General features: G+C 72.2%; 10 protein-coding genes and 1 pseudogene. 3 read left to right on the top strand and 8 right to left on the bottom strand.

The window, feature by feature from the left end:
- Window positions 1-84: 84 nt before the first annotated feature.
- Together H343_RS0122075 and H343_RS0122070 are read right to left on the bottom strand one after the other, a co-directional pair.
- Window positions 85-1,251 carry a hypothetical protein gene (locus H343_RS0122075; RefSeq protein ID WP_028432917.1) on the bottom strand — a complete coding sequence of 389 codons (1,167 nt, stop codon included), beginning with the start codon at window positions 1,249-1,251 and terminating at the stop codon, window positions 85-87.
- Window positions 1,252-1,402: 151 nt separating this feature from the next.
- Complete coding sequence (locus tag H343_RS0122070) at window positions 1,403-2,074, bottom strand: UbiX family flavin prenyltransferase (RefSeq protein WP_028432916.1); 672 nt, start codon at window positions 2,072-2,074, stop codon at window positions 1,403-1,405.
- A 230-nt stretch (window positions 2,075-2,304) separates the two neighbouring features.
- Between H343_RS0122070 and H343_RS0122065 the strand changes: the two genes are divergently transcribed.
- Both H343_RS0122065 and mqnE read left to right on the top strand, forming a co-directional pair.
- The gene (locus tag H343_RS0122065) at window positions 2,305-2,760 is read left to right on the top strand and encodes an Lrp/AsnC family transcriptional regulator (RefSeq protein ID WP_028432915.1); all 456 of its coding nucleotides are present in this window, start codon (window positions 2,305-2,307) and stop codon (window positions 2,758-2,760) included.
- Window positions 2,761-2,845: 85 nt separating this feature from the next.
- Window positions 2,846-4,012, top strand: coding sequence for an aminofutalosine synthase MqnE (mqnE, locus tag H343_RS0122060; protein WP_028432914.1), 1,167 nt, complete (start codon window positions 2,846-2,848; stop codon window positions 4,010-4,012).
- A gap of 63 nt (window positions 4,013-4,075) precedes the next feature.
- Here the strand turns inward: mqnE and H343_RS32145 are convergent, their stop codons facing one another.
- On the bottom strand, window positions 4,076-5,422 hold the full coding sequence (locus tag H343_RS32145) for an NAD(P)-binding domain-containing protein (RefSeq protein ID WP_051265734.1): 1,347 nt from the start codon (window positions 5,420-5,422) through the stop codon (window positions 4,076-4,078).
- Window positions 5,407-6,795 (bottom strand): hypothetical protein, encoded by a 1,389-nt coding sequence (locus H343_RS32140; protein WP_051265732.1) that lies wholly within the window; start codon window positions 6,793-6,795, stop codon window positions 5,407-5,409. Before H343_RS32140 ends, H343_RS32145 begins: the two co-directional genes overlap by 16 nt.
- Window positions 6,796-6,939: 144 nt before the next feature.
- Here H343_RS32140 and H343_RS32135 point away from each other — a divergent pair, with 144 nt between their 5' ends.
- The gene (locus tag H343_RS32135; protein ID WP_051265730.1) at window positions 6,940-8,163 is read left to right on the top strand and encodes a glycosyl hydrolase; all 1,224 of its coding nucleotides are present in this window, start codon (window positions 6,940-6,942) and stop codon (window positions 8,161-8,163) included.
- A 104-nt stretch (window positions 8,164-8,267) separates the two neighbouring features.
- On the opposite strand, the gene H343_RS32130 is transcribed toward H343_RS32135, so the two are convergent.
- From H343_RS32130 to H343_RS32115, 4 genes and pseudogenes are all read right to left on the bottom strand, one after another.
- Window positions 8,268-9,455 carry a GNAT family N-acetyltransferase gene (locus H343_RS32130; protein ID WP_051265727.1) on the bottom strand — a complete coding sequence of 396 codons (1,188 nt, stop codon included), beginning with the start codon at window positions 9,453-9,455 and terminating at the stop codon, window positions 8,268-8,270.
- Complete coding sequence (locus H343_RS35655) at window positions 9,452-10,543, bottom strand: hypothetical protein (protein ID WP_051265725.1); 1,092 nt, start codon at window positions 10,541-10,543, stop codon at window positions 9,452-9,454. The genes H343_RS32130 and H343_RS35655 overlap by 4 nt, the downstream gene beginning before the upstream one ends.
- An 8-nt stretch (window positions 10,544-10,551) precedes the next feature.
- Window positions 10,552-11,745 carry a glycosyltransferase gene (locus tag H343_RS32120; RefSeq protein ID WP_037904662.1) on the bottom strand — a complete coding sequence of 398 codons (1,194 nt, stop codon included), beginning with the start codon at window positions 11,743-11,745 and terminating at the stop codon, window positions 10,552-10,554.
- A 152-nt stretch (window positions 11,746-11,897) separates the two neighbouring features.
- Window positions 11,898-12,575, bottom strand: a pseudogene (locus tag H343_RS32115) (polysaccharide deacetylase family protein); the annotation flags it as partial.
- Window positions 12,576-12,587 lie beyond the last annotated feature (12 nt).

Below are 12,587 nucleotides of genomic sequence, written 5' to 3'. Positions count from 1 at the left end.
CTGAGAGAGAGTGGGCCAGGGCCGGTGCCTGTCACACGGGAAACGCGGCACGGGCCACGCGGAGTTCCATTCTCCAGGATGGCGTCAGAAGTTCTCCGTGCCCAGGGCGCCGTACATCAGCGCCGCGACCAGGTCCTGCGGCTCGAGCTCCTTCGTGCCGCCGGGCGGCCTGACCGAGACGGCGCCGCCGCTCCCGAAGTCCAGCCTGAGGGGGAGGTGGACGCCCTTCCCCGTGAACTGGCCGAGGTCGAGGGTGAGCGTGGTCAGCTGTCCGCGCCGGATGGCGAGGTCCGCGGTGATGTCCCGCCCGGGCACGCGGGACGGGGCGATCTCGGCACCGAGCGGGCGCAGCGCGGCGACGAGGTCGTCGGCCGCCTTCCGCCCCGGAAGTGTGAGCCGTACGTGCTCCGCGCCGTCGCGCTCGCCCTTGTCGGCGAACGTGGCGTGCTCGCGCAGCAGCTCCTGGACACCGCTCACGAACTCGCGCTGCGACTGACCGTCGAGTGCCGAGCCGACGGTCACCGCGTCGCGGATCTCCCGGCTGCGCCGGGCCTCGTCGCTCTCGCCGTCCTCATGCTCGTCCTTCTCCGGCTCCTCCGCGCGGCTCTTCTCCTGCGCTCGTGCCGCCAGCATCTCGGCCGTACGCGCGAAGTCGTCGAAGGTGTCCGGGTCGGCCCGCACCCACTCGCCCTTCAGCGCGTCCTTCGCCGCACCGAGTGTGGTGGGCAGATCGTCCGCGAGCGCGACGATCTCCGACGCGGCCCTGCGTGCGTCACGCGGGCCGTCCGTCTGCCGTACCAGCGACTTCAGACGGACGCGCAGATACAGCCTGTCCCGCACGGACTTGACCGCCAGGGCGTCCGTGCCGCCGAAGTTCATCGCCGCCGCCACGTCGGCCGCGTCGGAGGCCGGCATCTCCTTCAGCGGTGTGTCGTCGTCGCCCGAGCCGGCCGCGAGCGTCACCTCGGCCCGTGCGAGCCTGACGGCGTCCTTGCGCAGTTTCTCCTCCCCGGTCCCTCCGCGTACCTGTGCCAGGAAGCGGTAGGCCTGCTCCGGCGATCCGTCCACGGAGGCGGTGACGGTGGCGGCGGGCTGGTCGCCGAGCTTCACCACGGAGCTGCGTACCTTCATGCCGGTCGTCAGGCGCTCCGTCGCGCTGCACGCGGAGACGGAGAGAGTGAGCAGCGCGGCTCCTCCCGCGGCGGCGGCGAGCCGCAGACGGCGGCGGTGGTGCTTACGGGAGAACTGCATGACCCGACCCAACAGCATCGGCGGCCGGGAATGCCAGTCGGAGCGGAACAGTCCGGCGGGAGAGTGCGGCGCATGCGGCCCCGGGAACCCCGGTGGCCCCAGGAGCCCCGTGAACCCCGTGGCCCCGGGCTCCGGTCGCACTCGCACCCTGTCAGGGGCGGCGGTCGGGGTCCCCCAACTCGCCTTCCCAGCGCCGGTAGAGCTTGTGCGGTACACCCGCGGAGTCCAGCGCGCGGCCCGCGACGAAGTCGACGAGGTGCTGGGCGGTGCTGCCGCCCGCGTAGAAGGCGGGCGACGCCGGCAGTACGACCGCGCCCGCGTCGTCGAGCGAGACCAGGTGTCTGAGCGTCTGCCCGTGCAGCGGTGTCTCCCGTACGGCGACGACGAGGGGACGCCGTTCCTTGAGCGTGACTGAGGCCGCGCGCTGCAGCAGGTCCTTGGAGAGACCGAGGGCGACTCCGGCGACACAGGCGGTGCTCGCCGGGACGATCAGCATCCCCTTCACGCGGTACGAGCCGGAGGACGGGCCCGCGGCGAGGTCACCGGCGGGCCAGTGGCGTACGGCCGAGACGTCCGGGTCGAAGGCGTCGGCGGCGCCGTCGGCGCCACGGGAGAGCCAGCGTCGCAGGTCCTCCTGGGCGTGACCGTCGCGGAAGGGGTGCCCGGTCTCGTCGAGGATCGTCAGCCGTGCGGCCCGGCTGACGATGAGGTCCACGTCCTCCCCGGCGTGCAGCAGCGCGCGGAGCACGGCGGCGGCGTACGGCGTTCCCGAGGCGCCGGAGACGCCGACGACCCAGGGGCGGCGGTCGGTCGTTGCGGTCACGCCGTCGAGCGTACGCGTGGGCCTCGTCCCCGGAAGCCGGGGGCGGGCGTGCGCCGGAGCGCACGGGGAGCGCGGCCGCCGGCATGCCCTCTCGGGCGCTTGGGGAGAGGTGTCTGAGGGCGAGCGGGCCCCATGCCTTAGATTCGTTACCGGAGAAATGACGGAGCCACGCTTCCCCCACCTTCAGCGGGGAGACCCCGAGCATTCGGCAACGGAAGGCACCAGGACCCATGGACGCGGTGGACAGGCAGCTCATTCAGGCGCTGCGTGAGAACGGCAGGGCCTCCTACGCCGAGCTGGGCAGGCTCGTCGGACTCTCCGGCCCGAGTGTCACCGACCGCATCAACCGGCTCGAGACCGCCGGTGTGATCACCGGCTACCGTGCGACGGTCGACGCACGCTCCCTCGGTCTGGGAGTCACGGCGCTCATCGGCATCCAGCTCACCGACGCCACCGACCACGACGAGGTGGCGGGACGGCTGCGCGACCTGAGCGAGGTCGAGGACTGCTGGTTCATCGCCGGCGACGACTCCTACATGCTCAAGGCGCGCGCCTCGGACGTGGACGCCCTGGAGGCCCTCATCCAGCGGCTCTCCGGTACCAAGGGCGTCTCCCGTACGCGCACGACCGTCGTGCTGTCCACGAAGTGGGAGAACCGGGTCGGTGAACTTCCCCAGGAGACCTGAGCGGACCACACCGGTCCCCCGCCCCGCACAGGCGGGGAGTAGGCTCCACAAGGCGCTCGAAGCAGACATCCCAGGAGGGCGACGCATGGACGCTGGACTCAAGCGCGAACTCGAGGAGAAGGTCAGCGCAGGTGAGCGGCTGACGCGCGAGGACGGCCTCGCCCTCTACGCGTGCGACGACCTGGCGTGGCTCGGCGGTCTCGCCCACGAGGTGCGAACGCGCAAGAACGGCGACGTCGTTCACTTCAACATCAACCGCCACCTCAACATGACGAACGTGTGCACGGCCTCGTGCGCGTACTGCTCCTTCCAGCGCAAGCCCGGCGAGAAGGACGCGTACACGATGCGCATCGAGGAGGCGGTGAAGCTCGCCAAGGCCATGGAGGGCGAGAACCTCACCGAGCTGCACATCGTCAACGGCCTCCACCCGACGCTGCCCTGGCGCTACTACCCGCGCTCGCTCAGCGCGCTCAAGGAGGCGCTGCCCGAGAGCGTGTCGCTGAAGGCGTTCACCGCCACGGAGATCCAGCACTTCGAGAAGATCTCCGGGATGGACGCCGGCGAGATCCTCGACGTCCTGATCGAATCGGGCCTGGAGTCGCTGACGGGCGGCGGTGCCGAGATCTTCGACTGGGAGGTGCGGCAGCACATCGTCGACCACGACACCCACTGGGAGGACTGGTCGCGCATCCACCGCCTCGCACACCAGAAGGGGCTCAAGACGCCCTCCACGATGCTGTACGGGCACATCGAGGAGCCGCGTCACCGCGTCGACCACGTGCTGCGCCTGCGTGAACTGCAGGACGAGACAGGCGGCTTCCAGGTCTTCATCCCGCTGCGCTACCAGCACGACTTCGTCGACATGCAGGACGGCAAGGTGCGCAACCGGCTCCAGGCGCGCACCACCATGGCCTCGGGCGCGGAGGCGCTGAAGACCTTCGCCGTCTCCCGTCTGCTGTTCGACAACGTGCCGCACGTGAAGGTCTTCTGGGTCATGCACGGAGTGCAGACCGCCCAGCTCGCGCTCCAGCACGGCGCGGACGACATGGACGGTTCGGTCGTCGAGTACAAGATCACTCACGACGCCGACAACTACGGCACCCCCGACAAGCTCACCCGCGAGGACCTGCTCGACCTGATCCGCGACGCGGGCTTCCAGCCGGTCGAGCGCAACACGCGCTACGAGATCCTGCGTGAGTACGACGGCCCGGACCCGGAGCGCCGCGAGGCGCCCCAACCGATGCGTATCTGACGCACGAGGACGGACCACGCACACCGCCGGGACCGTGTGTGCCCGGCGGTGCCGTGTTCTCACTCAGGCCCGCTGAGGTCGGCTGCTTCCCGGGTGCTCGGCGTCTGACGGGCTCGTGCCCGGCCCGGGCACGGCCTGCCCGGCGAGGTGTGCGGCCGCCTTCTCCTCGGTGGCGGTCCGGGAGCGCGCCGCGTGCGGCACGGTCGCCAGCCGCGGTTCGGCCAGCCGCCGCTGCACGCCCTGGACCAGCCGGGACGCGGTGAAGGTGGCGCCGTGCACGAAGCGCATCGACGGGCCGAAGGCGGGCGCGGTCAGCAGCCCGGCGAAGAACAGCCCGGGGTGGGAGGACTCGAAGCGCGCGTTCAGCTCCGGGGCGTCGCTCGTGCCCACCCGGTGCAGGATGCGGCGTACCGGCTCGTCCAGCATCCGCAGCCGCGACAGCCGGGGTGTGAAGCCCGTGGCGGCCACGACGTGATCCGTCTCGACCGTCCGCACGGCACCGTCGGCCGACTCCAGGCGGAGCCGCACCTGGTCCCGCACCAGCTCCGCGGAGTGCAGACGGCTGCTCAGCAGCACCGGCACGGCGAACTCGAACCTGTCGCGCAGCCACCACGCGCCGGCCGGCCCGAGCGCGTTACGGGCGATGTGCAGCCGGAGGCTCGCCGGGAGCTTGCGCACGGCCCACGGCAACTCCGACCATGCCCAGCTCGGCCAGCCGGTGCCCAGCCCGCTGTGCGGGTCGCGCAGCGCACGCAGCGCGGAGCGCTGGAGCGGCTGTGGAGGCGAGTTCCAGTTGACGCGGTCGGCGCGGGCGACGACCCGTACGTGCGCTCCCTCCTCGGCGAGCAGCGCCGCCGTCTCCAGCGCCGCCTGTCCGGCGCCGACCACCGTGACGTCCTTGCCCTTGAACTTGGACAGTTCGCGGTGCTGGCTGCTGTGCGAGGCGAGTTCGAAGGGGAGTTTGCGCAGCGGACCGGGCTTGTGCACGAACGGCATGACGCCGACGGCGACGACGACCGTCCGTGTCACCAGCACCTCGCCCTCGGCGGTCTCGACGCGGAATCCGCGGGCGCAGGGAACGACGGAGGTCACCGTCTGCTCGTCGGCGACCGGGGTGGCCCTGGTGCCGAACCACTGTCCGTACTCGGTGAACGTGCCGATGGACAGCGGGCGTCCGTGCTCGACGGTGATGCCGCGTGACGCGCAGTACGCGGCCAGTGTGTGGGTGCCGGCCGGGTCGGAGAGGTTGGAGGACCAGGGCTCGGACTTGAGGAACATGCCCTGGGGCATGTGGTCGCGCCACGAGGCCATGGGCCGTCCGAGGACGCGCAGGTTGAGTCCGGCGGCGGCAGCGTGCGAGGCGATGGAGAGGCCGTAGGGGCCTGCGCCCACCACTACGAGGTCGTACATGCGTTTCCTTCTCTCTGATCACTGACTGATCGCTCGTCACGAGGGGTGCGGGAATGCGGTGCGGCCGGCGGCCCCGGGCTTGATCCCGGGAGGGTGCGGGGCCGTGACGGCCCGGGGCGCGGCCAGAACTTTCCTGCGCAGCGCAGGAGCCAGGCGCCCGCCATGGCGAAGAACGGAACCGGGTCGTCCGCGGCGAACCAGGCGCGCTCCACCGGTCCGCGGTCCTCACCGCGCACACGGCGGGTCTCCCGGGCGGCGGGCCGCTCCGGTTCGCGGCCCCCGTCCCCTCCGGCGCGCAGAGGTGGCACGCCGGTGGCCATCGCGGAGAGCAGCGCGTAGTTCTCGGCGACGAAGACCCGGCCGGGGCCGCCGCGCTGCTGCGGAACGGTCCGCCCGGTCAGGTGGAGGTGCTGGGCGCGTACGACGTCCAGCCCCGACTCGTCCGTGAACAGCCGGAACTGGGCACCGGGCCGCGGGTTGAAGTCCAGCAGGTGGTACGCGCCGGTCTCGGTGTCCAGCCTGAAGTCGAGGTCGAGGACGCCGCGGTAGCCCACCGCTGCCGCGAGGCGTGCCGCAGCCTCCTCCACCTCGCGGTTGGCGAGCCATGTGCCGACCGCGGTGAGCCCGGTACGAGGCGGCCAGGACCGCTCCTTGCGCCCGGCTCCGCCCGCGAGCAGGACGCTCCCTCCGGCCGCGTACCCGTGGAAGAACCAGTCGGTGCCGCGCCCTCCCGGGAGGAGGCGCTGCAGCAGCAGTTGGCTTCCGGCCAGAGCACTGCGCTCGCACAGCCGGTACGCGTCCGCGGGCGTCCGTACGAGGGTCGTGCTGCGCATGCCACTGGGCAGCAGCCAGGGCCGGCTCCACTTCGCGATCACGGGCAGACCCAGCGCCGTGGCCTCACGGGCGGCTTCGGCGGGGGAGCCGGGCGCCACCGTGGTGGGGTGCGCGATGCCCGTGTCGCGGCAGAGCAGGGAGAGTTCCGCCTTGTCGGCGACGCGGCCCGGGACACCGGGCGCCATCTCCGGCAGCAGATACCGGCCTGCCAGCCGCCCGGCGAGCGCGGCGACTTCGATGGCACTGCGGTCGTCCAGTGCGATGAGCACCGCCGGTCTTCCGACCGATTCCGAGACGCGCAGCAGTACCCCCTCCAGCTCCCCCTCGCGCCGCGTCTCCGGCTGCTCGCGGGACGGAAGGGCGTGCACCCGGTGCAGATACCGGCAGCGGCTGACCGGGCCTCCCGCCGGCTCCGCGAGGAGGTGCACCTCGATCCCCGCACGGCCGAGGGACCGCAGCGCCCCCAGCGTTCCGTGGTGGAACGGGTTGGGGTCGAGCCGGACGAAGAGAACGGGGACGTCCGTGTCGAACAGCGGCATGGGTATGTCCTTGCGTCATGAATGAGACAAAAGGGGAGAAAATCTATCCATTGGGCTATCAGATCGCACTGCACCGTTCTTGGGGGTGAGGTCTGGAAAGCGTGTTTCGCGACGACAGCTGTCGTCGACAGACCTGGAGGAAAGATGGGGCGCCCGAAAGGCCGCGCATTCAAAGCAGTTTGCGGCGGATTCCTCGCCGCCGGGCTCCTGGCGTCCTGCACCGTCATTCCGGGACTGCCGGAGTTCAGGCCCGAGTCCCTCATCCGGCCCGCCGCTCCGGCCGAGGCGAGCACCGGCCCGCAGGCCCCGTCCCCCTCGGCTCCGGCGACCGCGCCGAGCGCGGCCCCGCTGCCTCCGGTGGGGGCATTCCTCCGCTCCGACGCGCGGGGAGTGAGGGCCATCGAGGGGCTGAAGAAGTGGCTCGGCGGATCAGACCTGAGAGTCGGTCATACTTATCTGCCCGGTGATTTGTGGTCCAACATCGAGGGACAGCCGCGATTCCTCGAACCCTGGACGGAGTGGCGCCGGGGTCAGCGCGACCGTCTGTTCGTACTCAACGTGCCGATGCTGGAGCGCAACGAGGAGAACCTCGGCGACGACGAGGTGCAGAAGCTGCTGCGCGCCGGTGCGTCGGGCCGCTTCGACAAGCACTACCGCACACTCGCCGAGCGACTGGTGCGGATGAAGGCCCCCGACACGGTGATCGTGCTCGGCTGGGAGATGAACGGCACGACGTACAGCCACCGTTGCGGGCCGGACCCGCAGGCGTGGAAGCGGTACTGGCGCAGCATCGTCGACATGATGCGGTCGGTGCCCGGCCAGCGGTTCCGGTTCGACTTCACACCCGCCCGCGGCCTGGACGCGATCCCCTGGCCCGAGTGCTACCCCGGCGACGACGTCGTCGACATCATCGGCATGGACACCTATGACCAGCCCGCCGGCCGGTCCTTCGAGGACCACGTGCGCGAACCGTACGGCCTCCAGGCCCAGGTGGATTTCGCCGCCGAGCACCGCAAGGCCATCTCGTACCCGGAGTGGGGACTCTTCCGCAACGGCGACAATCCCGAGTACGTCCACCGGATGCTCGAATGGTTCGACCGGCACAAGCCGCTCTACCAGACGATCACCGACTACTGCCCGCACGGCGTGTGGCAGTGCCGGGACAACCCGGGCTCGGCGGAGGCGTACCGTGCGGCGCTCTTCGGACGCACCGGCAGCAGCCCCGCACCCTCACCCTCTCCGTCCCCTTCGCCCTCGCAGACGTCGCCCGCACCCACCGCGCCGCCCACGAGAGCTCCACGGGACGAGGACTGCTTCAAGGTCGCCGACGACTGCATCCCCTACGACGACCTGCTGCCCGACTGGTGACCCGGCGCTGAGGCTCCGCGGGCGGCGGAGCGCTCACTGTGCCGCCCCGTCCGCCCTGCCTGCCTGCCTGCCCTGCCTCCGTCCGCCCCGCCCCCTCCGTCTGCTCACTCCGCCCCGTCCGCTCCCTCCGTGTTCCGCGCCCCGCCGGCACCGGCCTTGCGGACACCGGTGCGGCTGCGCCACCCCCGTCCGCCCTCGGACCGCTGGCGCACCATCCCGGCCGCGAGAGCCCTGCCGGCGATCTTCGCAGTGTGCAGACCCAGCGCGGGCGCCAGTTCACGGCGGGCCAGCACCAGACGCTGATTGGCGACGGACTCCGGCTGCCACCGGAGTTTGTGCGGTTCGGTGCCGCGCAGCAGGTTGAGCGTTCCGCGTCCGCTGCGCGCGGCGAAGGTCGCGTCGTGCCGCAGCAGCATCGTGGTGATGTCGACCCTCTCTGCGCGCAGCCGGGGGTGGGCGCCGTAGAGGTAGCCGCACACCATGTCCTGCGAGGTGAAGGTGATGTCGGACGCGACGGTCTCCTCACCCATCCGGTACTCGGTCAGGGAAGCGGCGCCGCCCTCCGCCAGCGCCTTCACGCTGCGCTCCAGATGCTCGCGGAAGCGCGGGTGCAGATGTTCGGGAGTCACCCCGCGGCCCTCCCACTGGAGTTCGTGCAGGCGCAGCATCGTCCGTACGGCAGCGACCGCCTCCGAGGGCGGAACCGCGCGCTCCCGGATGCCCATCTTGTCGATCTTCTTCAGCTTCCGGCGGGTCCGCTTGGCGCTCGCGGACGGAAGCCGCTCCAGCAGGGCGTCCATCGGGACACCGGGCAGCTCCAGGCAGACCGAGTCCCGCAGACGCCGCCGCGGTCCCGGCCACGCCTCGTACAGCCGCTCGGCCGCCGCGCCGGGACGCACCTCGCGCAGGTCGATCACCGCACCGCGTGCCGCCCGGTACAGGGCCCCGGCAAGCGCGGAGTGCGCCTGCGGGCAGTCGTCGTCCAGCAGGACGTCGCAGAAGTCGGTGATGCCGCCGCCGAGCGGGACCAGCGTGGGCAGCGGACGGTGGACGAGCATCATCGGCGCGGCGGCGACCAGTTCGCCGTCCCTGCGCACCAGTACGACACGGAGCCGGCCGGGCCTGCCGTACGACAGCCACCAGGAGTGCAGCCAGGCGTGGCTCTGGAAGGCCGTGGCCGGACGGCACCTCCCGCGCAGCGTTTCCCACTGCGCGGCCAGGGAGCCGAACTCCGCCGGGTCGCGGCAGATCCGGACCGCCGCCTCTTCCGGGGCCACTGCCGTGGCCGTCATGCCGTCTCCGTACGGGCGTCGCTGTCGCTCTCCGCACGTCCGGAACCGGACTGCGCCGGGGGTGGCGTGCCGGGTACGGCGGTGTCCGGCACGGACGGGCGGCGACTCCGCTGCGGACGTGCGAGGAGTACGAGCCCGCCGATCAGCCCGCCCGCGCACGCGCCCACGGCGACGGCGACCCTGGAGGAGGGCGAGACCGGCGCCCCCGGCGCCACGGCGTCGGAGAGGACGGTCAGCCTGGCACCGGTCCTCTTCACGGACTGCTTCGCCGTGTGGGCGAGCGCCTTCGCCACGGCGTCGGCGTTCTTCGCCGCCTGTGCGGGCCGGGCGGAGGTGGCGGTGATCTGAACCATCGGGGCATCGGGCGAGGTGCTGGCCTCGATGCTGTCGCGGAGCGCGCTGCTGCGCTGCCCGGCGTCGGACTCCGCCTCGGCCAGGACCACCGGGTCGGTGGCGATCTTGCCGTACGCCTGTGCGTAGCCGAGAGCCCCCGATGCCTCCGACTGGCCGGAGGGTGAGACGACGACATAGCTGATGGCGGCGTACTGCGGCGGGGTCGTCATGGAGTAGGCAGCACCCCCGGCACCGCCGAGCACGAGGCACAGCGGCAGGGGCCACCAGCGGGGCACGCGACGCAGCAGGGCCCTGAACCTGCCGCGGGTGCGGGTGCGGGTGCGGGTGCGGGTGCGGTTGCGGTTGCGGTCCCGGGTCCGGCCGGGCTTGGCCTTGCGCTCGCGGGAGCGGGACCGGCCGCGCCTGAGCCTGCGCGGACGGGGAGCGGCCGGCTCGGTGGCGGTCCCGGCCTCGGTGTCGGGCTCGCCGGGCCCGGCGTCCGAGGGGGCGTCCGGCACTGCCTCCGAGGGGGCTTCCGGCCCAGCGTCCGAGGGGGCGTCCGGCTCCTCCTCGTCAGCCGTGGCCGTCCGCGCCACGGCTGCGGTGCCGGCACCGGTCTCCTTGTCGCTGCCGGTGTCCTTCTCCGGCACCGTGGCGCCCGCGGTGTGCTCCGGCTCGGACGTGCGAGTGGCGCCCTCGGACGTCGGGCTGTCCGCGGTCGGGGACTCGGCTGTTCCCTGTGCGGCTTCGGGCATGGCAGAACTCACCTCGTTGTCAGGGGTACGGACGACGGCACCGGCGCGAAAGCCGCCGCCGGCGGCGCCGGTGCGGTCAGTTGCGGTGTGCGGGTCACGGCGCTGTAGAGGGACATCAGCCGCTCCGCGCTGCGGACGATGTCGTAGCGGTCCACGACGGGCGGCACGGGCATCCGTACGGCGCCGGTGTGCTCGTACTCCCGCAGCGTCGCGATGAGTTCGGGCAGGCCCGTACCGATGCGCCGCGCCCCCGGCGTCCCGCCCGGCGGCAGGTCCTCGACCGCCGGGCAGGTGACGTACAGGGCGGGCAGGCCCGAGGCGAGCGCTTCGAGCACGGCCAGCCCGAACGACTCCTCGGACGAGGGGGAGACGAAGACATCCATGGCGGCGAGCAGTTCGGGGATCTCCCACGAGCCGTCGCCGGGCGAGCCGACCGGCCCGTCGCACTCGCCGAGCAGATGGACGCGGTCCCCCGCTCCCAGCCCGGCGGCGATCTCCCGCAGCGTGGCGCGCTCCGGCCCGTCACCCGCGAGCAGCAGGCGCACGCCGGGCAGCATGGCGACGGCCCGTACGAGCGTCTCGAAGTGCTTGCCGGGCACGAGCCTTCCCACGCCGCCCACCACGAAGGCGTCGTCCGGGATGGAGAGCCGTGCACGCGTGGCGGCGCGCGCAGAGGGATCGAAGCGGAAGCGCCGGGCCTCGATGCCGTTGGGCACCGTGTGCACGCGTGACGCCGGGACGCCCCAGCGCCGCAGCCGATGCGCGACGGTGTCGGACACGGCGACCGTGGCCGAACCGAGCCGCTCGGCCGCCAGATACAGGGCGCGTACCCCGGGGTTGATCCGCCGTCCCTCGATCGCTTTGTGGCCGAGCGAGTGCTCGGTGGCGACGACGGCGCCCACGCCCGCAAGCCGCGCGGCGAGACGTCCGTACAGGCAGGCGCGGTAGAGATGGGTGTGGACGAGGTCGTATCCACCGCCCCGCAGCAGATGGACGAGCAGCGGCATGACGGTGGCGTCGAGATTGCCGGTCATGCCCAGATGGGTGACGCGTCGGCCGTCGGCGAGGATGCCTTCGGCGACGGCACCCGGCTCGGTCAGGGTGAAGACGTCGCAGCGTACCGGCAGGTGCCGGAGCATCAGCCGCAACTGCTGCTCCGCGCCGCCGACTCCGAGCCCGGTGATGATGTGCGCGACCTTCATCGGGCCCCGCCACCTTCGCCTTCAGCCGGAACGCCTTCAGTCGGAGCGCCGTTCGCCGGAGTGCCGTTCGCGGGTACGGCTTCCGTTCCGGCGCCGTCACCGGTACCCGCACGGATGCCGTCCCCCGCCCCTCCCGGAGCAGCCGTACGCGGCACGGGTTTGCGGCGCAGCGGGTGCAGCGCCCGCTTGAGGAACATCCGCACGGACGTGTCGGAGGCGTCGATGTGCACCCGCGGCAGGGCGTGCACCCCGGTGAGGGCACCCGGGTCGATGGCGCAGGCGTAGCCGTAACCGGCGGCGCGCACGGCTTCGACGGCGCGCGCGTCGACCGTTCCGTAGGGATAGCAGAAGCCGTCCGGCGCGGTGCCGGTGATGTCGGCGAGGAGGGTGCGGCTGTGCCGCGTCTCGCGCTCCAGCGTGGCGTCGTCGGCCGTGGTCAGGTCGGTGTGCAGCAGACCGTGCGAGCCGACCTCCATCCCCTCGTCCGCCGCCGTGCGGATGCCGTCGGCGCTCAGCAGCGGCTTGCGCGGGCCCAGTTCGTCCCATGCGTTGTCACCGCCCAGCCGGCCCGGCAGCACGAAGACGGTGGCCGTGCAGCCGTGTCTGCGCAGCAGCGGCAGGGCGGTGTCCACGAAGTCCGCGTAGCCGTCGTCGAAGGTGAGCCCGACGAGCCCTTCTCCGCGGCCCGCCGCGCGGGCGCGCAGCAGCTCACCGACGCTCACACCCGACAGTCCGCGGTCGCGCAGCCACCGGAGCTGCCTGTCGAGACGGTACGGGGAGACGGTGATCCGGTACGGGTCGTCGGCGCAGCTCGAGACCGAGTGGTACATCAGCACCCAGGG

The sequence above is a fragment of the Streptomyces sp. TAA204 genome (genome assembly GCF_000424965.1).
This window is presented reverse-complemented; position numbering and strand designations above follow the sequence as displayed.

Coding starts and splice junctions, on each gene's coding strand:
- H343_RS0122075 (WP_028432917.1), bottom strand. CDS start 1,251: ATGCAGTTCTCCCGTAAGCACCACCGCCGCCGTCTGCGGCTCGCCGCC.
- H343_RS0122065 (WP_028432915.1), top strand. CDS start 2,305: ATGGACGCGGTGGACAGGCAGCTCATTCAGGCGCTGCGTGAGAACGGC.
- mqnE (WP_028432914.1), top strand. CDS start 2,846: ATGGACGCTGGACTCAAGCGCGAACTCGAGGAGAAGGTCAGCGCAGGT.
- H343_RS32145 (WP_051265734.1), bottom strand. CDS start 5,422: ATGTACGACCTCGTAGTGGTGGGCGCAGGCCCCTACGGCCTCTCCATC.
- H343_RS32140 (WP_051265732.1), bottom strand. CDS start 6,795: ATGCCGCTGTTCGACACGGACGTCCCCGTTCTCTTCGTCCGGCTCGAC.
- H343_RS32135 (WP_051265730.1), top strand. CDS start 6,940: ATGGGGCGCCCGAAAGGCCGCGCATTCAAAGCAGTTTGCGGCGGATTC.
- H343_RS32130 (WP_051265727.1), bottom strand. CDS start 9,455: ATGACGGCCACGGCAGTGGCCCCGGAAGAGGCGGCGGTCCGGATCTGC.
- H343_RS35655 (WP_051265725.1), bottom strand. CDS start 10,543: ATGCCCGAAGCCGCACAGGGAACAGCCGAGTCCCCGACCGCGGACAGC.
- H343_RS32120 (WP_037904662.1), bottom strand. CDS start 11,745: ATGAAGGTCGCGCACATCATCACCGGGCTCGGAGTCGGCGGCGCGGAG.